Origin of the sequence: Streptococcus mitis (genome assembly GCF_002096835.1) — a bacterium.
Taxonomy (GTDB): domain Bacteria; phylum Bacillota; class Bacilli; order Lactobacillales; family Streptococcaceae; genus Streptococcus; species Streptococcus mitis_W.
Window position 1 is genome coordinate 24,977 of the sequence record NZ_NCVG01000019.1, and the last position, 23,994, is coordinate 48,970.

The following is a 23,994-nucleotide window of genomic DNA, read 5'->3' on the forward strand; positions in this document are numbered from 1 at the left end:
TTATGACTATAGATTACAAGATTTTTATAAGTTTTTTGTGTAAAATTTAGTGAAAAATGAAAAAAATTGTGAAAACCTATTGACAAATGCAAGATATTGAGATATATTTACTATATCAACAAATGAAAGCGTAAACTTTAATTGTCAGAAGGTAAGAATATGACACGATTTGAGATACGGGATGATTTTTATCTCGATGGAAAATCATTTAAGATTTTATCTGGCGCCATTCATTATTTTAGGGTTCCTCCAGAAGATTGGTATCATTCGCTCTATAACTTGAAGGCTCTTGGTTTTAATACAGTAGAGACTTATGTGGCCTGGAATTTACACGAGCCTCGTGAGGGTGAGTTTCACTTTGAAGGAGCTCTAGATTTGGAGCGATTTCTTCAGACAGCACAAGATTTGGGTCTCTACGCTATCGTTCGTCCCTCTCCCTTCATCTGTGCGGAGTGGGAATTCGGTGGCTTACCAGCTTGGCTTTTAACCAAGAATATGAGGCTTCGTTCCTCAGATCCTGCTTATATTGAAGCTGTCGGTCGCTACTATGATCAGCTCTTGTCACGATTGGTTCCACATTTGTTGGACAAGGGTGGTAATATCCTTATGATGCAGGTTGAAAATGAGTATGGTTCTTATGGAGAAGATAAGGCTTACCTGAGAGCAATTCGACAGTTGATGGAGGAGCGTGGCGTAACCTGTCCCCTCTTTACATCAGATGGTCCATGGAGAGCTACTCTGAAAGCTGGAACCTTAATCGAAGATGACCTCTTTGTAACAGGGAACTTTGGTTCTAAGGCATCTTATAACTTTTCACAGATGCAGGAATTCTTTGATGAGCATGGTAAGAAATGGCCGCTCATGTGTATGGAGTTTTGGGATGGTTGGTTCAATCGTTGGAAAGAACCGATTATCACACGGGATCCGAAAGAGTTGGCAGATGCAGTTCGAGAGGTTTTGGAGCAAGGTTCCATCAATCTTTACATGTTCCATGGTGGCACAAACTTTGGTTTCATGAATGGTTGCTCGGCTCGAGGGACTTTGGACCTGCCACAAGTTACGTCTTATGATTACGATGCCCTTTTGAATGAAGAAGGAAATCCAACTGCTAAATATTTGGCAGTCAAGAAGATGATGGCAACGCATTTCCCAGAGTACCCGCAGTTGGAACCTCTTTACAAAGAGAGTATGGAGTTGGATGCTATTCCACTAGTTGAAAAAGTTTCCTTGTTTGAAACCTTGGATAGCTTGTCTAGTCCGGTAGAAAGCCTCTATCCTAAAAAGATGGAGGAGTTAGGACAAAGTTATGGCTACCTACTCTATCGAACAGAAACAAACTGGGATGCAGAAGAAGAGAGACTTCGTATCATTGACGGTCGAGATAGAGCTCAGCTGTATGTCGATGGTCAGTGGGTTAAAACCCAATATCAGACAGAGATTGGGGAAGATATTTTTTATCAAGGTGAAAAGAAAGCGCTGTCTAGATTGGATATCTTGGTAGAAAATATGGGGCGTGTCAACTATGGACACAAGTTCTTAGCGGATACGCAACGTAAGGGAATTCGGACAGGAGTTTGTAAGGATTTGCACTTCTTACTAAACTGGAAACACTATCCACTCCCACTAGACAATCCTGAGAAAATTGATTTTTCAAAAGGATGGACAGAAGGACAACCAGCCTTTTACGCTTATGACTTTGCAGTCCAAGAGCCAAAAGATACTTACCTAGACTTATCTGAGTTTGGTAAGGGAGTTGCCTTTGTCAATGGGCAGAATCTAGGACGTTTTTGGAACGTCGGCCCAACCCTCTCACTTTATATTCCTCATAGCTATCTCAAGGAAGGTGATAATCGCATCATCATCTTTGAAACAGAGGGCCAATATAGAGAAGAGATTTATTTAACTCGTAAACCTACACTAAAACATATAAAGGGGGAAAATTTATGACAATTGTAGGATGCCGTATCGATGGACGTTTAATCCACGGACAAGTAGCCAATCTTTGGGCTGGAAAACTAAATGTTTCACGTATTATGGTTGTAGATGACGAAGTTGTCAACAACGATGTTGAAAAGAGTGGTTTGAAACTTGCGACACCACCAGGTGTGAAATTGAGTATTTTGCCAATTGAAAAAGCGGCAGCTAATATTCTTGCTGGTAAATACGATAGCCAACGTCTCTTTATTGTGGCTCGTAAGCCAGACCGCTTCCTTGGTTTGGTAGAAGCAGGTGTACCAATTGAAACTCTCAATGTTGGGAATATGTCTCAAACACCAGAAACCCGTGCCATCACACGTTCTATCAACGTAGTGGACAAGGATGTGGAAGATTTCCACAAATTGGCAGAAAAAGGTGTTAAACTTACTGCTCAAATGGTTCCAAATGATCCAATTTCAGACTTTTTGAGCTTATTAAAATAGGAAAAAATTTTTAGGAGGTCATTGTTATGATACAATGGTGGCAAATTTTACTTCTCACTTTGTACTCAGCTTATCAAATCTGTGATGAGTTGACGATCGTTTCATCTGCAGGTTCCCCTGTATTTGCTGGTTTCATTACTGGTTTAATTATGGGAGATGTGACTACTGGTCTGCTTATCGGTGGTAACTTGCAACTGTTCGTTCTTGGGGTTGGTACCTTCGGTGGTGCTTCTCGTATCGACGCAACTTCTGGTGCGGTTCTTGCGACAGCCTTCTCTGTTTCACAAGGAATTGATGCATCACTGGCGATTACAACAATCGCTGTGCCAGTAGCAGCTCTCTTGACTTACTTCGACGTTCTTGGACGTATGACAACTACTTTCTTCGCTCACCGTGTGGATGCTGCAATCGAACGCTTTGACTATAAAGGTATTGAACGCAACTACTTGCTTGGTGCGATTCCTTGGGCTCTATCTCGTGCCCTTCCAGTCTTCTTTGCCCTTGCTTTTGGTGGTGCCTTCGTACAATCAGTGGTAGACTTCGTTGAAGCCTACAAATGGGTTGCAGATGGCTTGACACTTGCAGGACGTATGCTTCCAGGTCTTGGATTTGCAATCTTGCTTCGTTACCTTCCAGTTAAACGTAACCTTCACTACCTTGCTATGGGATTTGGTTTGACAGCTATGTTGACTGTTCTTTACTCATATGTAACAGGTCTTGGTGGCGCTGTTGCAGGTATTATCGGTACTCTACCTAAAGATGTTGCTGAAAAAATTGGTTTCGTGAACAACTTCAAAGGATTGTCTATGATTGGTATCTCTATCGTAGGTATCTTCCTAGCAGTGCTTCACTTCAAAAATAGCCAAAAAGTAGCTGTAGCAGCACCTTCTACACCATCAGAAAGTGGGGAAATCGAAGATGACGAATTCTAATTACAAACTTACAAAAGAAGATTTTAACCAAATCAATAAACGTAGCTTGTTTACTTTCCAATTGGGTTGGAACTACGAACGTATGCAAGCTTCTGGTTACCTTTACATGATTTTACCTCAATTGCGTAAAATGTATGGGGATGGAACTCCTGAATTGAAAGAAATGATGAAAGTTCATACTCAATTCTTCAATACTTCACCATTCTTCCACACCATCATCGCTGGTTTTGATCTTGCCATGGAAGAAAAAGATGGTGTAGGTTCAAAAGATGCCGTTAATGGTATCAAGACAGGTTTGATGGGACCATTCGCTCCTCTTGGAGATACAATCTTTGGTTCACTTGTACCTGCTATCATGGGATCTATCGCAGCAACTATGGCTATCGGTGGTCAACCTTGGGGTATCTTCCTTTGGATTGCAGTTGCAGTAGCGTATGATATCTTCCGTTGGAAACAGTTGGAATTTGCCTACAAAGAAGGGGTTAACCTTATCAACAACATGCAAAGTACCTTGACAGCTTTGATTGACGCTGCATCTGTACTTGGTGTCTTCATGATGGGTGCTCTTGTAGCAACAATGATCAACTTTGAAATTTCTTACAAATGGGCAATCGGTGAGAAGATGATTGACTTCCAAGACATCTTGAACCAAATCTTCCCACGCTTGCTTCCAGCAATCTTTACTGCCTTTATCTTCTGGTTGCTTGGTAAGAAAGGTATGAACTCTACTAAAGCTATCGGTATTATTATCGTACTTGCTTTGGCTCTTTCTGCCTTTGGTAAATTTGTACTTGGAATGGGCGCATAATTTATGACTAAATCATTAATTTTGGTGAGTCATGGTCGATTCTGTGAAGAACTTAAAGGTAGCACTGAAATGATCATGGGTCCACAGGACAACATTCATGCAGTGGCCCTTCTTCCAGAAGATGGCCCAGAAGAATTTACTGCAAAATTTGAAGCAGCTATTGAAGGATTGGATGATTTCCTAGTCTTTGCGGATCTTCTCGGTGGAACACCATGTAATGTGGTAAGCCGTTTGATCATGGAAGGTCGTGACATCGAACTTTATGCTGGGATGAATCTTCCAATGGTGATTGAATTTATCAATGCGAGCCTGACAGGTGCAGATGCGAACTATAAGAACCGTGCTGCAGAAAGCATTGTGAAAGTCAATGACCTGTTAGCGGGCTTCGATGATGACGAAGATGAATAAGATGTGACTTAGAACATCTTATATAGAATATACATGGGAATGGGGCTTACTCCCATTCCCATATTTAATAGAAAAAGAGGAACTCAATGCTACATTATACAAAAGAAGACTTGCTCGAATTGGGTGCAGAAATCACTACACGTGAAATCTACCAACAGCCTGATGTATGGAAAGAAGCTTTTGAATCTTATCAAGCAAAACGTGAAGAAATTGCAGATTTCCTGCAAGGGATTGCTGATAAACATGACTATATCAAGGTTATCTTGACAGGTGCTGGGACTTCTGCTTATGTAGGAGATACCTTGGTACCTTACTTTAAGGAAGTCTACGACGAACGCAAATGGAATTTCAATGCTATTGCAACAACAGATATCGTTGCCAATCCAGAAACTTATTTGAAAAAAGATGTGGCGACTGTCCTTGTATCCTTTGCTCGTAGTGGAAATTCACCTGAAAGTGTGGCGACTGTTGATTTGGCAAAAGCCTTGGTGGATGAGCTTTACCAAGTGACGATTACTTGTGCAGCAGATGGTAAATTGGCTCTTCAAGCCCATGGAGATGACCGCAATCTTTTGCTCTTGCAACCTGCTGCTTCAAATGACGCTGGCTTTGCCATGACTTCCAGCTTTACGTCTATGATGTTGACTGCTCTCTTGGTCTTTGATCCTACAGAATTTGCTGTGAAAGCTGAACGTTTTGAAGTTGTGTCTAGTCTTGCTCGTAAAGTCCTAGACAATGTAGAAGATGTTAAAGAACTTGTTGACCTAGACTTTAACCGTGTCATCTATCTAGGTGCTGGTCCATTCTTCGGTCTTGCTCATGAAGCTCAGCTCAAGATTTTGGAATTGACAGCTGGCCAAGTGGCGACCATGTATGAAAGCCCAGTTGGCTTCCGTCACGGTCCAAAATCTCTTATCAACGAAGATACAGTTGTTTTAGTTTTTGGTACAACGACAGACTACACTCGTAAGTACGACTTGGACTTGGTTCGTGAAGTTGCTGGTGATCACATTGCTCGTCGTGTTGTGCTTTTGAGTGATCAAGCCTTTGGTCTTGAAAATGTCAAAGAAGTGGCTCTTGGTTGTGGCGGTGTCTTGAATGATATTTACCGTGTCTTCCCTTACATTGTTTATGCCCAACTCTTTGCCCTATTGACTTCACTCAAGGTAGAAAATAAACCTGATACACCGTCTCCTACAGGTACCGTAAACCGTGTGGTACAAGGTGTTATCATCCACGAATATCAAAAGTAATACTCTTCGAAAATCTCTTTAAACCATACTAGTGTCGCCTTGCCGTATAGATGTTACTGACTCTGTCAGTTCTATCCACAACCTCAAAACAGTGTTTTGAGCAGCCTGTGGCTAGCTTCCTAGTTTGCTCTTTGATTTTCATTGAGTATAAGGCAGTGTTTATGAATCCTTGGCAAGAGCATTTGTAAACTATCAGATAAACCATAGATTGTAAATTCGCTTTCTATGGTTTGTTTGCTTGAGAGAAATAGTAAAAGGAGAACAGAATGAAAGCATACACAGAGCGTGTATTTGGAAATGTTGAGGGTAAGGATGTCTTGGCCTATCGTTTTGAGACGGATGGTGGTTACCAACTTGAGGTCATGACTTATGGTGCGACCATTTTGCGTTATGTCACGCCTGACAAGGCTGGGAATTTTGCCAACGTTATCTTGGGTTTTGATGATTTTGATAGCTATGTAGGCAATAGTCCTAAGCATGGAGCGAGCGTAGGTCCTGTGGCAGGCCGTATTGAAGGTGCGACCTTTGAGTTGAATAGCAAGACCTATCATCTGGAAGTCAACAATGCTAGCAACTGTAACCACAGTGGCTCAACTGGTTGGGATTCCAGCTTGTTTAAAGTTGAAGAAGTAAGCAATCATGGCTTGACCCTCTACACAGAGCGTACAGATGGGACAGGAGGATTTCCTGGAAATCTCAAGATTTGGATTAGTTACCACTTAGAAGAAACTGGTGCCTATGAAATCAGCTACAAGGTAACGACAGATCAGGATACGCTGGTTAATCCAACTAATCACAGCTACTTCAACTTGTCTGGTGATTTTACGCAGACGATTGACCGTCATGTCTTCCAACTAAATACAGAGGGCATTTACCCAATCGCTCCCGACGGTGTTCCTGCCAAAACTCCAGATGCTACTCGTGATGTGGTCAAACACATCTACAATGGTGCCTTGTTGAAGGATATCTTTGCAGAGGAAGATGAGCAAATCCAGCTGGTATCTGGTTTGGATCATCCATTTGCTCTTCCTGTGGGTCATGACAATGCTGGTTTCCTTTATGACCAAAATTCAGGTCGCTTCTTACTTTTCAAGACAGAAGCCCCATGCTTTGTAGTCTATACAGCAAACTTTGTGGATGAGAGTATACTTGTGGCTGGTCAGCCAATGGTACAGCACAATGGTATTGCTCTTGAAGCGCAAGCTTTACCAGATGCCATTCACAGTAACCTCAAAGACCAAGTCATTCTCAAAGTCGGCCAAACCTTTACAAGCAAGACACGTTATGAGCTTGTTGTGAAATAAAAGGATAGGAATTTCTACTTTTTGGGGTGCAGTTCAAATCCGTTGCTTTTTTTGCAAGCTAAGGGACTTTTGTCCCAGACTTTTTCTTTTTTGATATTCAGAGCGATGAAAATCCTTTTTTTGAAGTTTTCAAAGTTCCGAAAACCAAAGGTATTGCGCTTGATAAGTTTGATGAGATTATTGGTCATTTCCAATTTTGCGTTGGAATAGTGTAACTGAAGGGCGTTGACTATTTTCTCTTTGTCCTTTAGAAAGGTTTTAAAGACAGTCTGAAAAAGAGGATGAACCTGCTTTAGATTGTCCTCAATGAGTCCGAAAAATTTGTCAGGCTCTTTATTCTGAAAGTGAAAAAGCAAGAGCTGATAGAGATTATAGTGGTGTTTCAAGTATTCTGAATAGCTTAATAGTTTATCAAGAATCTCTTTATTGGTTAAGTGCATACGAAAAGTAGGGCGATAAAAACGCTTATTGCTGAGTTTACGACTATCCTGTTGAATGAGTTTCCAGTAACGCTTGATAGTCTTGTATTCATGAGATTTTCGCTCAAACTGATTCATAATTTGAACACGCACACGACTCATAGCACGGCTTAGATGTTGGAGTAAAACATTCCAGTGAACTGTTTTAGCCTGAGCCTAGAAATTAGAAAGAGAAGCTGTTTAGCCAAGTCAAATAGATTGCAAGATGTTCACTTAATCAGAAGAACAACTTTCTTGCACTTGACTTGATAATTGGGGTATAATTAAATTTATAGGATTTTGATAGACAAAATTTCAGTCTTCAAAAATAGTATCCTTTGATTGTTAGAAATTGGTTTAATATGAAAGAAAAAATAATAAAATCATCAAATCAGCGACAACTATTCTCTTTTCGTAAGTATAAAGTTGGGCTTTGTTCTGTTTTATTAGGTACAGCGTTGGTTTTTGGAGCTTCAGTGTCTAGTCCTGTTAGTGCAGCTGAACTTGAGAAAGAACCTGCTGTTATAGAAGGAACTGATGTTATAGGAAGCAGTACGGTGTCCAGTTCTAGTGATGATACTTCCAACAAAATATCTAATCATACAAATACAGTAGAAGATGCTCCAGTAGTCAAGGTAACAGCTAGTGCTGAGGAGATGAAAAAAGAAGACGATTACTATGCTCGTGAGATATTCAAGAATTCAGAAGTGGTATCGGTAGATGACGTGGAGACAAATAATAATGCAGATAAGAGTACTGACCTTAGTTCAGATATACCAAAAGTCAAGAATTTGACCAATGCTACTGTTCATGTTGAGTTTAAAGCAACAGAAACGGTACCGAATTTATATAGTGTATTTTCTACCTCTAGTACTTCAAGTCGAAATGAGTATTTCCTTTTAGGAGTAAGTGGAAACAAGCCTGTTGTAGAGGCTAGAACAGGAAAAGAGGGGAGCTATCAGTACGATCGTTTTGAAGATGGAAAGGAAAGTATTCGTCCTAATGAGTGGAATTCGTTAACCTTTACTATTTCTCGACCTAATGTTAATGTAGATGCCGGTGAGGCGAAACTTTATGTTAATGGTAGGTTATCAAAATCTTCTGCTAAATCTGGTCTTTTTTTGACAGCTATGCAAAATTTGACCAATATGCAGTTAGGAGCTATGCAACGTGGAAATGGTAAAGTTTGGGGGACTAATCTAGATATCCGTAATCTAACGATTTATGATTATGCCTTCAGTGACACAGAGGTAGGACAACGAAGTACTATTTTTCTTCGAGATCCTGAGGGGAACAAGGCTCTTGGTCCAGCTGAATTAACAGATAATAAGGCTGTTTTTCAGTCTGGATTGAATGGTCAGAAAAATAGTGATGGGATTTATTCTTATCGTATACCATCTTTGCTGAAAACGAATGATGGTACAATAATTGCAGGGGCAGATGAACGTCGTTTGCATTATTCTGACTGGGGTGATATTGGAATGGTTGTTCGTCGAAGTGAGGATGGAGGCAAAACTTGGGGTGAACGAATTAATATTTTAAATATTCGTGATAATCCAAGAGCTAGAAATGCTAATATTGGTTCTCCTACTTCTATTGATATGGTTTTAGTACAAGATTCCAAGACAAAGAAAATTTATTCTATCTACGATGTCTTTCCAGAAGGACAAGGAATTTTGGGTATGAGTGTTACTCGTGAAGAGTCTTATACAGTTGTCAATGGTCGAACATATCAGATAGTATATAAGGGTAATGAGAAATATACTATTCGGGAAGATGATTATATTTATGATAGTAATAATCAAAAGACATCTTATCATGTAATCACTAAATCGACTCAGTCTGAAAATAAGTACAGTGATACAGGTGATTTGTATAATGGTAGTAAGTTAGTGGGAAATATATATTTTACCCCAACAACTGACTCGCCTTTTCGTGTAGCCAAGGATAATTTTATATGGATTTCAGAGAGCAATGATGACGGAAAAACTTGGTCAGCACCAAGGGACATTACACCCCAGATAAAGAAAGATTGGATGAAATTTTTGGGTACGGGTCCAGGTTCAGGTATTGCATTGAAGCATGGTCAATATGCAGGGCGTTTAGTAGTACCTATGTATTCAACTAATTATGTATCTCATCTCAATGGTTCTCAGTCTTCTCGTGTAATTTATTCTGATGATCATGGTTTGACTTGGCATATGGGAGCTTCTCCTAATGATGGTCGTATCTTCAGAGGGGAAGCTTTGAATTCTAATACTATGAGAAACACAGCAGCAGAATTGACTGAGGCTACTGTTGTCGAGTTAAACGATGGAACACTCAAGATGTTTATGCGTAATCGAAGTGGTCATGTTCAATTTTCTACTAGTAAAGATGGTGGTGCTACTTGGGGTGCTGTTGAAACAATTAGTGATATTCCAGATGTTTATGTACAACTTTCAGCAGTTCACACTGTGCAAAATGGTCGGGAGTACATTGTATTAGTAAATGCTAATGGACGTGGTCGTGAAAATGGTTATGCTCGACTTGCAGAAGTTCAATCAGATGGTAGTTTGAAATGGATCAGACATAATTTGGTCCAAGCTGGTAAGTTTGCTTATAATTCTGTTCAAAATCTAGGTAATGGTGAGTTTGGTCTTCTCTATGAGCACAGTGAAGATGGTGAAAATGACTATACTCTTTCCTTTAGAAAGTTTAACTGGGATTTCTTAAATCCAACGGTTCGGGCAGTTTCTGCTCAAGTGACGACAGATGATAAATTAGTTTCTATACGTTATGATGGTGAGGTACTTGCTCGAAAAGGCCTGGTTTTAACATTATCTAATGGTAGAAAACTGCCTTTTGTTACTCAGTATGATAATCGTACCCTTCTTTTCCAATGGCAACCAGAGGATGAGGGGGCGACTGTAACAGGTATTCAAACAGGGACTTTGGATAGCGTGACAGATATTCCACTGGATACTACCAATGTTCGTCTGCCAATCCGTACTCGCACTGTTGAACCAACGGATCCAAAAGTGGCAGATTCTCTCCTTTATCCTGATATTAACAATGACTTAAGGTGGCCAGCTGGTTTGAGCTACGATGATTTGAATAGAACTGTAACCCGAACTATACATTATGTTGCTGATGACGGAAAAGTTTTCCCAGATACAGTACAGACAGTCGCTTATAGTCGTAATGCTATTGTTGATCTGGTTAAAGGTACGGTTACTTATGGTTCTTGGGTCTTGGCTAAGTCAGAGTTTGACAGTCTTGTTGTTCCTATACAGGCTGGATATTTGGCTGATAGATCTTTGATTACTAACCAAAATATCGAAAAAGATGTTCAGACTTTGGTACCAATTTCGGTGACAACTAGTGTCCGTTATAAGAAATTAGGTTCTTGGATTGTTCAAACTCCAAATTCTGAAATGAATAGGATATCTTATCCCAATAGCTATTTAGATGCGAGTGTTATCGGCAATCATAGTACGGTTACCATTCCTTATATAGCGGGTTACCGTGCGATTGGGAAAGATGGGAATTATTTGACCTTGAAAAATACGGATCGTCCAGCAGAAGGATATCTAGCACCACGTCCTGATGATGCCACCCAAGATAGCATCATTCGTTATGATAAAGATAATCAAAGTGCTCAGATTCGTTTTGTGAATCAATCTAATAAAGCGGTCTTATCAACTGTTTCTTTAACTGGAAAAACAGGTGAAGTGATTGATAGTAAGTCTGTAGACAGGGAAATTTTATCTTTCTTGAACAAAGGTTATCGGATTGTTACAGATGAATTTCATCAGATACTAACTCCTGTTTATGGTGACAACAGTCGTGTGGTTACTCAATTTACTATTGTGCTTACACCAAGGGTGGAGAAGATTGATGCTAGTCAGTATAAAGAAAAAGATTCATTGGTAGATAGCCAGCTGAAGCTTGCTTGGCCAGCTGGTTTGACAGAAAAAGACTTACAGAAGTCGGTTAGTCGTACGACTCGTTTCTTGAATACACAAGGCGAGGAAATTGCGCCTGCTCACGAAGCTGTTCTTAATTATAGAAGAACAGCAACTGTTAATCTTGTAACCAAAGCTGTTCTTTATACGGGTTGGATTGCTGAACAAAATAAATTTCCAGCAGTTTCAGCTCCAGTTGTGAGTGGTTACCTAGCAAATGAATTGGGGAAACCAGAATTATCAAGTACTCCAAATATCCCAGCAAGAGTGGATGCTATTCATTATCGCAAACTTGGACAATGGGTACTAAAATTACCGTCAGAGACAATAAAAATAACTTATCCTAACGACCGTAGTAATGCAGGACGTGTTGGAACAGATCAGTCAACGGCTCCAGTTGTGACAGGTTATCAAGCTAAATATCAAGGTAAAAACCTAGTTTTAGCACAGGATGGAAGAAGTTATATTCTTTCCCTTCCAGAAGATGTTACACGTGATATGATAATTGACTACACTCGTATTCCAGATGTAGAAGGGAAAGAAGAAGTTCGTGAAACGGTATCAATTCCTTACGAACGCTTGACTGAGGTTAGCTCTGATCTCTATACAGATCAAACTCAGCTGAAACAGTCAGGTCGTGCAGGTTCTAAGACTGTTGTGAAGCTATACCAAACACTGGATGGAGTAAAAACAGAAAAGGTTCTCTCCGTCCGTGAGGAAAATGTAGTGGATTCTCAACCTGAAATTACCCTAGTTGGTACTAAGCCTATTAAGAGTCGAGAAAACGTTGTTAGCACAGAAGAAATCGCACCAGTGCTTGTGTACCGTGAGGACACTTCGCTTCTGAAAGGTCAAAGTCAGACTGTTCAAGGTCGTGCAGGTCAGCGTAAGATTGTAACGATCTATGAAACAGACCATGGAATACGTACTGGAATGATCCTCTCTCAAACAAGTGAGATTGTGCAAGAAGCAACCCCAACAATCATCTATCAGGGGGCGAAGGTTATCGGTCGTACTCTGCCAGAAGATGGTCCTCTATCTCCAATAGTTGAAAAACCAAGTGTGGAAATCCGCATAGAGGAAACTGACTTTACTACTGAATATAGGAATAGTGCTAGCTTACCAAAAGGTCAAACTAAGGTCTTGATTGCAGGAGAGAAAGGTCAGCGTACTATCCTGACAGAAATTAGTAGTGACAATGGTGTAGAAACACGTCGTGAGCTATCTAACACTATTACCAAGGAACCGATCCATCAAGTTGTCTTAATAGGGATCAAAGCTATTGAAGGGAAAGAAGAAGTTCGTGAAACGGTATCAATTCCGTACGAACGCTTGACTGAGGTTAGCTCTGATCTCTATACAGATCAAACTCAGCTGAAACAGTCAGGTCGTGCAGGCTCTAAGAGTGTTGTGAAGCTATACCAAACATTAGATGGAGTAAAAACAGACAAGGTTCTCTCCGTCCGTGAGGAAAATGTAGTGGATTCTCAACCTGAAATTACCCTAGTTGGTACTAAGCCTATTAAGAGTCGAGAAAACGTTGTTAGCACAGAAGAAATCGCACCAGTACTTGTGTACCGAGAAGACCCTTCACTCCTGAAAGGTCAAAGTCAGACTGTTCAAGGTCGTGCAGGTCAGCGTAAGATTGTAACGATCTATGAAACAGACCATGGAATACGTACTGGAATGATCCTCTCTCAAACAAGTGAGATTGTGCAAGAAGCAACCCCAACAATCATCTATCAGGGGGCGAAGGTTATCGGTCGTACTCTGCCAGAAGATGGTCCTCTATCTCCAATAGTTGAAAAACCAAGTGTGGAAATCCGCATAGAGGAAACTGACTTTACTACTGAATATAGGGATAGAGCTAACTTTCCAAAAGGTCAAACTAAGGTCTTGATTGCAGGAGAGAAAGGTCAGCGTACTATCCTGACAGAAATTAGTAGTGACAATGGTGTAGAAACACGTCGTGAGCTATCTAACACTATTACCAAGGAACCGATCCATCAAGTTGTCTTAATAGGGATCAAAGCTGTAGAAGGAGAAGAAGACAAGAAAACACTTCTAATTCCTTCGAATGAGAATGTGATTCTTAGTTCTGATAGAAAATTAGCGAATTCTGCTAAGGAGTTACCAAGGACGTCGAATACTGATGATAAAAACTTATTTGTGCTTGGGTCAATCGGACTTCTCTTGGGTTTGGGATTGAGTGTTAGAAAAAGAAAAAATTGAGCAGGAAATTTCCAATTTGATAGTAACGAGAGATTTTCATAGAGATGATAGAGGATAATTTTAGCATTAAGAAAAGTTGTTTTAATTATTGCTATGGGAGCACCATATATATTTATAGCAATAAATTTGATAGCTTTTTTGAAAGTCATGTTTCTTCATTTGGATTCCGAAATCAGGACAAAATGGAGCATTGTACTCCAGTTTAGCGATGATTTCCTTATGTATATCCCGATTTATGATATCTATAGGGGATTTACCCATTACAAATATTATATCCTCTCCTTTTTCTGTAGATATATAAATAAATCTGATCTTATTACAGTTTACAAAAACTTTTTAAGGATTTTAATTGCATTTTTTTCCAGTCCTTCTTATATAATGAATAAAAAAGGAGAAAAAGGGGAAAAATAGTGTTATGAAAAAGAAATGGATGTTAGGGTTGGCTATGTCTCTGTCAGTAACCTGCTTGACTGCTTGTAGTTCAATTGATTTACCAGAGCCTTTGAAAAGCTTTTTTGGTGGCTCTAAGGAGCAGGCTGAGACAAAGGCAGAAGACCTTTATAAGAGTGTTTTTGAGGATTATGAGGTTATCTTATCTTCTGGTAAGAAACAGGCTCCAGATATTGAAGCCAAGCTTCACAAATCTGACCATATGATAAATTCATGGGTTATCGAAGCAGCTGCAGCGGATCCTTCAAAATAACGCTATACCTTCTTGGATTTAGATGGAGATGGTCAGTCTGAAATGTTAGTGGGTAGTCAAACTGCAGGGAAAAATTACTTCTTTACAGGTTTATATTATCTGAAAGAAGGCCAACCAACCCTACTAGCAGAGGGTTATGTAGCAGGACATGGTGGTGCTCGTAGCTCAATGAAATTCTTTAAAACAGGTGAGGTTCTAGCTTTAACTTGGTCTTCAGGAACAGGTGAAGGGGAAGGAACTCTTTACAAACTAGAAGGTTCCAAGGGTGCTACAAAAGTAGATAGCAAGTCTATCAAGATTACGGATAAGAAGTTGCTTGAGAATTTTGGTAAATCAGAAGCTGACGAAGTCACGGCAGACAAGTTTACATGGGAAGAATTTAAATTTACCCCTGCTAGGGAAGAAACGAGTACCAGCTCTTCCCCTTCTTCTAAATCGGAAGCAAGTAGTAGCACTACTAGCAGTTCATCGAGTGAAAGTAAGAAAGAAGCCAAGGAAACGACTCCTTCCAAAACAGAAGAAACCGGGCCTTGGACAGCTGATAAATCCGCTGCCTTAGCAGACTTTATGAAGAGTTGGGGTGATGAAATGGGTCAGCCTAACTACCAAAAAGGAATCGCATTGGGGAACATCAGAGTCGACATGCTTTACTGGAAAGACGGTAGCAAGCTAGATGCGGAATATTCAAAAACAGGTAGTGGTACTGCCAAATATCGCATTGTAGAGACCTATAGTAATTGGGATAACTATCCAACCGTTCACAATTACTTCTTTGCTATTACAGACACTGGCGAAGGAATCGTTTTCCACTCACCAACGACAAATGGTGACAAGATGTATCTCAATCCTACAGAAAACGTTGATTTGAGAAATAACTTTGCTAGCCTGGTTAAATAAACACAAAACAATCCTAGAAGATTTTTTCTGGGATTGTTTTTTGATAAGGGAGTTCTTTCAAGTTGTCTGAATTGACTTTCTTGATGGAAATTATATAATAGTTGTAATAATAATAATTACAACTAAAAAAGAGGACCATTTATGACCTATGAATACAAGAGCCACATTTATTTAGCAGAGGCAGTTTTAAATGTAAAGGACTTGGCAAGTCAAACATCCTTTTATCAGCAAGTTATTGGTTTAGAAATTCTATCTCAAACTGAGACAGAGGCCATTCTAGGACTTGGTGGAAAATCCTTGGTACAGCTGATTCAAGCACAAGAGAGCGGAGAAGTAAGGGAACATTATGGCCTTTACCATCTGGCCATTCTCTTGCCGACACAAAAGGCATTGGCTGATGTCTTGAAACACCTGACAGATTTACAGATTCCTCTTGTCGGCGGTGCAGACCATGGGTACAGTGAGGCTCTTTACTTGGAGGATTTGGAGGGAAATGGCATTGAACTCTATCGAGATAAGCCGGTTTCCACATGGGATATTCGAGAAGACGGACGCATTATCGGAGTGACGGAGGCTCTTGCGGCGCAGGACATTTATGAGCTGGGGGAAAGAGTAGAGCCCTTTATCCTGGCAGAAGGTACGAGAATGGGACATATTCATCTTTCCGTCAAGGATAGTCGAAAGTCCAGCCAGTTTTATCAAAAGGTGTTAGGACTAGAGGATAAATTCAGTGTGCCTAACGCTAGTTGGATTGCAGCTGGGGACTATCATCATCATTTGGCAGTCAACGAATGGGGAGGAAAAGGTCTGGCTCCGCGTAAGCAAGGCTTGCCAGGTTTGGCTTATTATGTCATTGAAGTCGCACATAAAGAAGAACTGTTAACGATTGCCCAGCGAGCACAAGAAGTTGATGCACCAATCAAATGGCTGACATCAAGCCAGTTGGAAATCACAGCCCCAGACGGAATCGTGACCCGTATTCGTTTAGCGAGATAGATTGAATGTGATAAAAACCAGAGTATAAATTGTAGAAAGTACCCCTTATCCTAGTCAGATATGTAAACATTTTGATATCATAGTAAGGAACAAGGAGAAGAATACAATGACCAGTGAATACCAGAAAATGATAGCGGGAGAGGTTTACCGTCCATCGGACCCAGAGTTGCGAGACTTAGCTCAGGCCTCTCGCCAAAAACAATCTGCCTTTAACAAGGAAGAAGATCCCTTGAAGGGGGCGGAGATTATCAAGACTTGGTTTGGGTCAACCGGGCAAAATCTTTATGTTAATCCACGCCTGGTGGTCGATTATGGGATTAATATCCATCTAGGGGAAAATTTTTATTCTAATTGGAACTTGACCATGCTGGATGTTTGTCCGATTCGCATCGGGAACAATGCCATGATTGGCCCCAACTGTCAGTTTTTAACCCCACTCCACCCACTAGATCCACGTGAACGCAATTCAGGGATTGAATACGGGAAGCCCATTACTATCGGTGATAATTTCTGGGCTGGAGGTGGTGTCATTGTCCTTCCCGGAGTGACACTGGGCAATAATGTTGTTGCTGGAGCAGGGGCTGTAATCACTAAGTCCTTTGGCGACAACGTTGTCCTAGCTGGAAATCCTGCGCGCGTGATTAAGGAGATACCTGTGAAATAGAAGTAGAAGAGGCTGGAAAAAACTCAATTTCAGGAAAAATGAAGTAAAACTTTCAACAATAAAACGCATAATATCAAGGTTGTTCATTACCTGATATTATGCGTTTTTCTGATTTCAAAGACTTTTTACTCAGCCTATTTTTGTAGATTTAATACTTGAAGTCACTCTTCTTGATCATTATGGAATTGCTCCATCTAGTTGAGTAGTTTAGATGGTGGTGTTTTTCTAACATAAAAAATTCATAATGGATAGCGAAATAGATATGACGACACTTTGAGATATTGTTATAAATCTTTTTTATGGTCACAATAGAAAATATATATTAGTCAAGCTAGAAGATTCGTAGTAGAATAATTAGCAAATAAAAGCAAAGGGGTTATTTTATGAAATTAGTTAATTTATGGTCAAAACTTTCACTCGGTTTGCAATTATTGCTAGCTTTGATTTTAGGTGTTATTTTTGCAGTAATCTGGCCACAATTTGCAGGTTTTTATCAATTTCTAGGACAAGCATTCATCAAATTGGTAAACATGGTCATTATTCCACTAATATTCCCAATTATAGTAGTTGCAGTGGCTAGTGTCATTGGAAAAAAATCGTTTGGTAAAATTTTAACGAAGACCTTACTCTACTTTTTCGCTGTTACAACTGCAATCACTTTGTTATTTGTATTCTCTAGTTACTATTTGGGATTTGGTCAAGGTGTGAATATTGGTCAAACTGGAGCTAATATCGACGGGATAGCTAATAATGTCCAATTGAGTGAGTTTTTACTTGGTTTTATTCCATCAAATATTGTGAAGTCAATTTCAGAAGGCTCTCTTCTTCCAATTATTGTTTTTGCTATATTTCTTGGTTATGGAATTGGTAGCTTGAAGAGTGATAAAACCCAAAAAATTCTTGAAGGTTTCCAGATCTGGATTGAAGCTATTTATAAAATTATAACTGTTATTGTAAAATTATCTCCTGTCGGAATCTTTGGCTTTATTGCAAAAGATGTCGCTAGTACAGGGATTGATAAGTTAGTTGGACTTGGTCAATTTGTTATTGGAACTTATTTGGCCTATGGAGTTCTCATTTTAGTTATTTTCCCTCTGATCGCCTCTATCTTTAATGTTCCATATTTGACTGCTTTTCGTGAAAATTGGAGCCTCTTGACTCTAGCATTTATTTCGGGTAGTTCGAGTGTTGTGTTGCCGTCCTTATTGAAGGATTTAAAGAAACAGGGACATGATGAGAATACGATTGATTTGGTTGTCCCTTTAGGATATACTTTTAATCTAGAAGGAGCAGCTGTCTATTTTTCAGTAGCCACTATTTTTATCGCACATGCTTACGGTATCCAATTTTCATTATCAAGTCTCTTATTTACAGTTTTACTTTTGACCTTAATTGGGAAAACTGCAGCTACTGTTCCATCAGGAGCTATCGTAGTTTTGTTGGCAGCAGCCCCTCAGCTTGGATTGCCAGTAGAAGGAGTGGCCTTGATTTTTGCAGTTGATTTCTTTGTGAATGCTGGCCGTACAATGATCAATGTTTTGGGTCAAATCTTAACGGTCAGTGTCATTGAAAAAACAGAAGGTTATAGTTTAGAGGAAGACAAGCAACATCAATTGTCAGTTAACTTTTCTTAAAGGAGATAGGAGTTATGAGTAACGCAAAAGTTTATGTGATTCATGAAAATATTGAATGGACACAGCATTTAGTAAAATGGTTAGAAAAAATACAAGTACCTTATGAATTATGGGATCTATCGAGTGGGATATTAGATCTTCAAAGCCCACCTCCACAAGGAATTTTTTATAATAGGATGTCCGCATCTTCTCATACGAGAGGGCATCGCTATGCACCAGAGTTCACGGAGCAGGTGCTTACTTGGCTAGAGGCTCATGGACGTAAAGTAGTTAATGGAACGGGAGCCATCAATCTAGAAATCAGTAAGGTGAAACAATATTTGAAATTAAATGAATCTGGTATCGAGACTCCAGCAACAGTTGCTGTTTTGGGCCCAGAAAATATCATTGAAGCAGCAAGAAAATTGAATATCTATCCTTTGATTACCAAGCATAATAGAGCAGGAAAGGGATTAGGAGTGCAACTTTTCCAAAATGAAGAAGAACTAGAAGCTTATGTTAATAGTTCTGCTTTTGAACCTTCAGTAGATGGTATTACCTTGTTGCAGGCTTATATTAAACCAAGTGATAGTCGTATCCGTCGTTCAGAGTTTATCAATCAGAAGTTCCTTTATACTGTTTCAATTGATTCTTCAGATGGTTTCCAACTTTGTCCAGCAGATGGTTGTCAAATCGGTAAGAGACCAGAACAACTGGAAACTTCTGAAAAATTCCAAATTACAGAACCTCTACCAGAATCTCAAAAAGAAGCTTATGAAGCCTTCCTTAAAAATGCTCATATTGATGTGGCAGCTATAGAATGGGTTCAATCAGAAAGCGGAGATATTTATGTGTATGATGTAAATACCAATACAAACTATAATCCTACAGCGGAACAGAATGCTGACATCTTTGCTCATCAACATCTAGCTGAATATTTAAAGAGGGAGTTAGAAACTCTTTATAGTGAATGATCATCTTGGAAGTTAATCTTTTAAAAATTTGATAACAACTTCCAGATAGAGTGCGACATAAATACTTTTCTTTCAAGGTAACAGTTATCAGCAACAACTACTAATATATAACGTCCCCTCTGAAGATTAATTACAGAGGGGATACGTTTGTAATGTTTACTCTAATTCCTTATGATTTATAAAATTACTTAGTATCGAGAATTCCAAGAATACTGAGATTTTTTCTCCTCAGTTCATCAACCCCCTCCTTGACACTCGGTCAGCTTTTGATACAATAGTAAAAAATTAGAGGAGGTGGTTTATGATTCAAAAACATGCGATTCCTATTTTAGAGTTTGATGACAATCCTCAGGCGGTTATCATGCCTGATCACGAGGGGTTGGATTTGCACTTGCCAAAGAAGTGTGTCTATGCTTTTTTAGGTGAGGAGACTGACCGCTATGCTAGGGGAGTAGGGGCGGACTGTGTCGGTGAATTTGTTTCTGCCACCAAGACCTATCCGGTCTATGTCATGAGCTACAAGGGCGAGGAACTTTGTTTGGCTCAGGCTCCTGTTGGTACAGCTCCAGCAGCCCAATTTATGGATTGGTTGATTGGATATGGTGTGGAGCAGATTATTTCCACTGGAACCTGTGGTGTTCTGGCTGATATAGAAGAAAATGCCTTTCTAGTCCCTGTTCGTGCTCTGCGAGATGAAGGAGCTAGTTATCACTATGTGGCACCTTCTCGTTATATGGAAATTCAGCCAGAAGCTATTGCTGCTATTGAGCGAGTGTTGGAAGCCAGAGGGATTCCTTATGAAGAAGTCATGACCTGGACGACAGACGGTTTTTACCGAGAAACGGCTGAAAAGGTTGCCTATCGCAAGGAAGAAGGCTGTGCTGTTGTAGAGATGGAGTGTTCTGCGCTTGCGGCAGTAGCCCAGCTACGTGGGATTCTCTGGGGAGAATTGTTGTTCACAGCTGATTCCTTAGCAGACTTGGACCAGTACGATAGTCGTGACTGGGGTTCAGAAGCTTTCGAGAAGGCCTTGGAACTCTGCCTTGAGACTGTATTTCAGTTCTAGCTACTCTCCTACTTTTTATGGTACAATGGATGTATGTTATTCAAATTATTTGTGAAAAAACTTGAAAGGGCCTTGGGCGGACTTTCGCCAGCTCGTCGGATTTTTTTAAGTTTCGTTGGAGTTATTTTTATAGGCTCTCTTCTTTTGAGTTTGCCTTTTGTTCAGGCAAGTGGTTCGCAGGCCACTTATTTTGACCATCTTTTTACGACGGTGTCTATGGTCTGTGTAACCGGCCTTTCTACGCAACCGGTAGCTACTACCTATAATGTCTGGGGGCAGTTGATTTGTATGCTCTTGATACAGATTGGTGGCTTAGGTCTCATGACTTTTATCGGGGTCTTTTATATTCAGGGGAAGCAAAAGCTCAGTCTTCGCAGTCGTGAAACTATTCAGGAAAGTTTTAGTTACGGGGAGACTCGGTCGCTGAAGGCCTTTATGCGGTCCATCTTTTTGACAACTTTTCTGGTGGAGGGCTTGGGTGCCTTCCTACTAAGTTTTCGTTTTATTCCTGAGTTTGGCTGGGGACGAGGCATTTTTACCTCTATCTTTTTAGCCATTTCAGCCTTTTGTAATGCTGGTTTTGATAATTTCGGTAGTAGCAGTTTAGTGGCTTTTCAGACGGATCCCTTGATCAATCTGGTCATTGCTGGCTTGATTATCACAGGTGGTCTTGGCTTTATGGTCTGGTTTGACTTGGCAACCCAGTTTGACAAGAAGAAAAAACGCCGTCTACGTTTCCACACCAAACTAGTCCTCTTCTTAACTGCAGGGATTTTGCTGCTTGGGACAGTATCTACACTCTTTACGGAATGGTACAATCCAGGAACCATTGGCAATCTCAGTGTTCCAGAGAAAGTGCTGGTTAGCTTTTTCCAAACCGTCAGCATGAGAACAGCTGGTTTTGCTTCTATTGATTACACTCAAGCTCGGCCTGTGACCTTGTTTATCTATATCCTACAGATGTTTCTCGGAGGAGCGCCTGGAGGGACGGCTGGAGGGCTCAAGATTACGACTTTCTTTGTCTTATTGGTCTTTGCGCGTAGTGAATTGCTAGGCTTGCCTCATGCCAATGTTGCGCAGAGAACCATTGAGAATCGAACAGTCCAAAAATCCTTTAGTGTCTTCATTATCTTTTTGATGACCTTCTTGTTGGGCTTGATGTTGTTGGGAATTACAGCAGAAGGAACACCGCGATTTATCTACCTCATGTTTGAGACCATTTCAGCTCTTGCGACAGTTGGGGTAACGGCAAATCTGACGCCAGAATTGGGCAAGCTAGCTCTTAGCATTATCATGGTGCTCATGTTTATTGGCCGTATCGGTCCCTTGACCTTGCTGGTTAGTCTAGCGGATTACCAGCCTGATAAGAAAGATTTGATTCAGTATATGAAAGCAGATATTAGTATTGGATAAGAAAGGAAGAACGATGTCAGATCGTACGATTGGAATTTTAGGTTTGGGGATTTTCGGGAGTAGTGTCCTGACGGCCCTAGCCAAGCAAGATATGAATATCATTGCCATTGATGACCATGCAGAGCACATCAATCAATTTGAGCCAGTTTTGGCGCGTGGAGTTGTGGGTGATATTACAGATGAGGAACTCCTCAGAACTGCAGGGATTGATACCTGCGACACGGTTGTAGTCGCAACAGGGGAAAATCTGGAGTCGAGTGTGCTTGCAGTTATGCATTGTAAGAGTTTGGGGGTACCAAGGGTTATTGCCAAGGTCAAAAGCCAGACAGCTAAGAAGGTGCTAGAAAAAATCGGTGCTGACTCGGTGATTTCACCTGAGTATGAAATGGGGCAGTCTCTAGCGCAGACCATTCTCTTTCATAACAATGTTGATGTCTTTCAGTTGGATAAAAATGTGTCTATCGTGGAGATGAAAATTCCGAGTGTTTGGGCAGGTCAAAGCCTGAGCCAGCTAGATCTACGTGGCAAATATAACCTCAATGTCCTAGGGTTTCGTGAACAAGAAAATTCACCCTTGGATGTCCAGTTTGGACCTAATGACCTCTTGAAGGCAGATGCCTATATTTTAGCAGTCATTAACAACCAGTATCTAGATGACTTGGCAGAACTAAATTCGTAAGGAGGGAGCACCCCTCTTTTTTGATGTCCAAAATAGCAAATAGAGAGACCTGTATTCCAATTGAGACTAGAAGACCCTTGTATTCTAGTAAAAGTCCTTCAAAAGCTGGACTTTATGGTAGAATAGAAAGAAGTAACAAGAGAGAGTAAGAAAAAATCAGTCCCCTAAAGGAGTAGATCATGAAGTTATTGTCTATCGCCATCCCTAGCTATAATGCCGCTGCCTATCTTCATTACTGTGTGGAGTCGCTAGTGATTGGTGGTGAGCAAGTTGAGATTTTGATTATCAATGATGGGTCTCAGGACCAGACTCAGGAAATCGCTGAGCGTTTGGCTAGCAAGTATCCTAATATCGTTAGAGCCATCTATCAGGAAAATAAGGGCCATGGCGGTGCGGTCAATCGTGGCTTGGCGGAGGCTTCTGGACGCTATTTTAAAGTAGTGGATAGTGATGACTGGGTGGATCCTCGTGCCTACTTAAAAATTCTTGAAACCTTGCAGGAACTAGAGAGTGAGGGGCAGGAAGTTGACGCCTTTGTGACTAATTTTGTCTATGAAAAGGAAGGTCAGTCTCGTAAGAAGAGTATGAGTTATGAGTCCGTCTTGCCTATTCAGCAGATTTTTTGCTGGGATCAGGTCGGAAATTTCTCAAAAGGCCAGTATATCATGATGCACTCGCTGATTTATCGGACAGATTTGTTGCGAGCGAGCCAGTTCCAACTGCCTGAGCATACCTTTTATGTCGATAATCTCTTTGTCTTTACCCCCCTTCAGCAGGTCAAGACCATGTACTATCTGCCTGTCGATTTCTATCGTTATTTGATTGGGCGTGAGGACCAGTCTGTCAATGAGCAAGTGATGATTAAGCGCATCGACCAGCAACTCAAGGTTAATCGACTTTTGGTAGACCAGCTTGACTTGTCCAAAGTGAGTCATCCAAAAATGCGAGAATATCTGTTGAATCACATTGAAATCACGACGGTGATTTCCAGTGCCTTGCTCAATCGAGCAGGCACAGCAGAGCATCTTGCCAAAAAACGGGAGCTGTGGACCTATATTCAGCAGGAAAATCCAGAGGTCTTTCAGGCTATTCGCAAGACCATGTTGAGCCGTTTGACCAAACATTCGGTCTTGCCAGCTCGCAAACTTTCCAATGTCGTCTATCAAATCACCAAGTCTGTTTATGGATTTAATTAATATAAGTATTTTATAAGAGGGATTTAAGAAA

At 40.5% G+C, this 23,994-nt stretch carries 18 protein-coding genes and 1 pseudogene; 18 read left to right on the top strand and 1 reads right to left on the bottom strand.

The annotated features are described in order from the left end of the window. Positions 1-159 precede the first annotated feature (159 nt). The 7 genes from B7699_RS02680 to B7699_RS02715 all read left to right on the top strand — a co-directional run bounded on the left by B7699_RS02680 (position 160) and on the right by B7699_RS02715 (position 7,125). Positions 160-1,947, top strand: a complete 1,788-nt coding sequence (locus B7699_RS02680) for a glycoside hydrolase family 35 protein (protein WP_084927074.1) — start codon at positions 160-162, stop codon at positions 1,945-1,947. After that, entirely contained in the window at positions 1,944-2,420 is a 477-nt protein-coding gene (locus tag B7699_RS02685) for a PTS sugar transporter subunit IIB (protein WP_020903315.1), read from the top strand. The genes B7699_RS02680 and B7699_RS02685 overlap by 4 nt, the downstream gene beginning before the upstream one ends. Before the next feature lie 26 nt (positions 2,421-2,446). Next, positions 2,447-3,352, top strand: coding sequence for a PTS mannose/fructose/sorbose/N-acetylgalactosamine transporter subunit IIC (locus B7699_RS02690; protein ID WP_000617009.1), 906 nt, complete (start codon positions 2,447-2,449; stop codon positions 3,350-3,352). Beyond that, positions 3,339-4,160 (top strand): PTS system mannose/fructose/sorbose family transporter subunit IID, encoded by an 822-nt coding sequence (locus tag B7699_RS02695; RefSeq protein WP_000185294.1) that lies wholly within the window; start codon positions 3,339-3,341, stop codon positions 4,158-4,160. The genes B7699_RS02690 and B7699_RS02695 overlap by 14 nt, the downstream gene beginning before the upstream one ends. 3 nt (positions 4,161-4,163) lie before the next feature. Then, positions 4,164-4,568 carry a PTS sugar transporter subunit IIA gene (locus B7699_RS02700; protein WP_084927075.1) on the top strand — a complete coding sequence of 135 codons (405 nt, stop codon included), beginning with the start codon at positions 4,164-4,166 and terminating at the stop codon, positions 4,566-4,568. 86 nt (positions 4,569-4,654) lie between these two features. Then, positions 4,655-5,821 (top strand): SIS domain-containing protein, encoded by a 1,167-nt coding sequence (locus tag B7699_RS02705; protein WP_084927076.1) that lies wholly within the window; start codon positions 4,655-4,657, stop codon positions 5,819-5,821. Between the two features lie 266 nt (positions 5,822-6,087). Next, positions 6,088-7,125: an aldose epimerase family protein gene (locus tag B7699_RS02715; protein ID WP_084927077.1), complete on the top strand. Its 1,038-nt coding sequence runs from the start codon at positions 6,088-6,090 to the stop codon at positions 7,123-7,125. A 14-nt stretch (positions 7,126-7,139) separates the two neighbouring features. Here the strand turns inward: B7699_RS02715 and B7699_RS02720 are convergent. Beyond that, positions 7,140-7,730 (bottom strand): annotated as a pseudogene (locus B7699_RS02720) (transposase); the annotation flags it as partial. Positions 7,731-7,945: 215 nt separating this feature from the next. Here B7699_RS02720 and B7699_RS02725 point away from each other — a divergent pair. The 11 genes from B7699_RS02725 (at position 7,946) to B7699_RS02775 (ending at position 23,963) form a co-directional block, all read left to right on the top strand. Further along, positions 7,946-13,762 (top strand): G5 domain-containing protein, encoded by a 5,817-nt coding sequence (locus B7699_RS02725; protein ID WP_084927078.1) that lies wholly within the window; start codon positions 7,946-7,948, stop codon positions 13,760-13,762. Between the two features lie 415 nt (positions 13,763-14,177). Next, a complete protein-coding gene (locus B7699_RS09690) occupies positions 14,178-14,465 on the top strand; it encodes a hypothetical protein (RefSeq protein ID WP_239822206.1) in 288 nt (95 codons plus the stop codon). A gap of 42 nt (positions 14,466-14,507) precedes the next feature. After that, entirely contained in the window at positions 14,508-15,362 is an 855-nt protein-coding gene (locus B7699_RS02735; RefSeq protein WP_239822207.1) for a DUF4767 domain-containing protein, read from the top strand. Positions 15,363-15,503: 141 nt separating this feature from the next. Beyond that, positions 15,504-16,358, top strand: coding sequence for a VOC family protein (locus B7699_RS02740; RefSeq protein ID WP_084927080.1), 855 nt, complete (start codon positions 15,504-15,506; stop codon positions 16,356-16,358). 106 nt (positions 16,359-16,464) lie between these two features. Next, positions 16,465-17,022, top strand: a complete 558-nt coding sequence (locus B7699_RS02745) for a sugar O-acetyltransferase (RefSeq protein ID WP_084927081.1) — start codon at positions 16,465-16,467, stop codon at positions 17,020-17,022. 383 nt (positions 17,023-17,405) lie between these two features. After that, positions 17,406-18,656, top strand: a complete 1,251-nt coding sequence (locus B7699_RS02750) for a dicarboxylate/amino acid:cation symporter (RefSeq protein ID WP_084927082.1) — start codon at positions 17,406-17,408, stop codon at positions 18,654-18,656. A gap of 14 nt (positions 18,657-18,670) precedes the next feature. Beyond that, positions 18,671-19,609 carry an ATP-grasp domain-containing protein gene (locus B7699_RS02755; protein WP_084927083.1) on the top strand — a complete coding sequence of 313 codons (939 nt, stop codon included), beginning with the start codon at positions 18,671-18,673 and terminating at the stop codon, positions 19,607-19,609. Between the two features lie 301 nt (positions 19,610-19,910). Beyond that, positions 19,911-20,675, top strand: coding sequence for a nucleoside phosphorylase (locus B7699_RS02760; protein ID WP_084927084.1), 765 nt, complete (start codon positions 19,911-19,913; stop codon positions 20,673-20,675). 33 nt (positions 20,676-20,708) lie between these two features. Further along, positions 20,709-22,088, top strand: a complete 1,380-nt coding sequence (locus tag B7699_RS02765) for a TrkH family potassium uptake protein (RefSeq protein WP_084927085.1) — start codon at positions 20,709-20,711, stop codon at positions 22,086-22,088. A 13-nt stretch (positions 22,089-22,101) separates the two neighbouring features. Further along, complete coding sequence (locus B7699_RS02770) at positions 22,102-22,767, top strand: potassium channel family protein (protein ID WP_001283905.1); 666 nt, start codon at positions 22,102-22,104, stop codon at positions 22,765-22,767. 179 nt (positions 22,768-22,946) lie between these two features. Beyond that, positions 22,947-23,963: a glycosyltransferase family 2 protein gene (locus B7699_RS02775; protein ID WP_084927086.1), complete on the top strand. Its 1,017-nt coding sequence runs from the start codon at positions 22,947-22,949 to the stop codon at positions 23,961-23,963. Positions 23,964-23,994: the final 31 nt, after the last annotated feature.

Bases quoted from the DNA above. Each gene is read 5' to 3' on its own strand.
- B7699_RS02775 (WP_084927086.1), top strand. From the start codon at position 22,947: ATGAAGTTATTGTCTATCGCCATCCCTAGCTATAATGCCGCTGCCTAT.
- B7699_RS02770 (WP_001283905.1), top strand. From the start codon at position 22,102: ATGTCAGATCGTACGATTGGAATTTTAGGTTTGGGGATTTTCGGGAGT.
- B7699_RS02750 (WP_084927082.1), top strand. From the start codon at position 17,406: ATGAAATTAGTTAATTTATGGTCAAAACTTTCACTCGGTTTGCAATTA.
- B7699_RS02690 (WP_000617009.1), top strand. From the start codon at position 2,447: ATGATACAATGGTGGCAAATTTTACTTCTCACTTTGTACTCAGCTTAT.
- B7699_RS02745 (WP_084927081.1), top strand. From the start codon at position 16,465: ATGACCAGTGAATACCAGAAAATGATAGCGGGAGAGGTTTACCGTCCA.
- B7699_RS09690 (WP_239822206.1), top strand. From the start codon at position 14,178: ATGAAAAAGAAATGGATGTTAGGGTTGGCTATGTCTCTGTCAGTAACC.
- B7699_RS02695 (WP_000185294.1), top strand. From the start codon at position 3,339: ATGACGAATTCTAATTACAAACTTACAAAAGAAGATTTTAACCAAATC.
- B7699_RS02740 (WP_084927080.1), top strand. From the start codon at position 15,504: ATGACCTATGAATACAAGAGCCACATTTATTTAGCAGAGGCAGTTTTA.
- B7699_RS02680 (WP_084927074.1), top strand. From the start codon at position 160: ATGACACGATTTGAGATACGGGATGATTTTTATCTCGATGGAAAATCA.
- B7699_RS02705 (WP_084927076.1), top strand. From the start codon at position 4,655: ATGCTACATTATACAAAAGAAGACTTGCTCGAATTGGGTGCAGAAATC.
- B7699_RS02735 (WP_239822207.1), top strand. From the start codon at position 14,508: ATGTTAGTGGGTAGTCAAACTGCAGGGAAAAATTACTTCTTTACAGGT.
- B7699_RS02685 (WP_020903315.1), top strand. From the start codon at position 1,944: ATGACAATTGTAGGATGCCGTATCGATGGACGTTTAATCCACGGACAA.
- B7699_RS02755 (WP_084927083.1), top strand. From the start codon at position 18,671: ATGAGTAACGCAAAAGTTTATGTGATTCATGAAAATATTGAATGGACA.
- B7699_RS02760 (WP_084927084.1), top strand. From the start codon at position 19,911: ATGATTCAAAAACATGCGATTCCTATTTTAGAGTTTGATGACAATCCT.
- B7699_RS02700 (WP_084927075.1), top strand. From the start codon at position 4,164: ATGACTAAATCATTAATTTTGGTGAGTCATGGTCGATTCTGTGAAGAA.
- B7699_RS02715 (WP_084927077.1), top strand. From the start codon at position 6,088: ATGAAAGCATACACAGAGCGTGTATTTGGAAATGTTGAGGGTAAGGAT.
- B7699_RS02725 (WP_084927078.1), top strand. From the start codon at position 7,946: ATGAAAGAAAAAATAATAAAATCATCAAATCAGCGACAACTATTCTCT.
- B7699_RS02765 (WP_084927085.1), top strand. From the start codon at position 20,709: ATGTTATTCAAATTATTTGTGAAAAAACTTGAAAGGGCCTTGGGCGGA.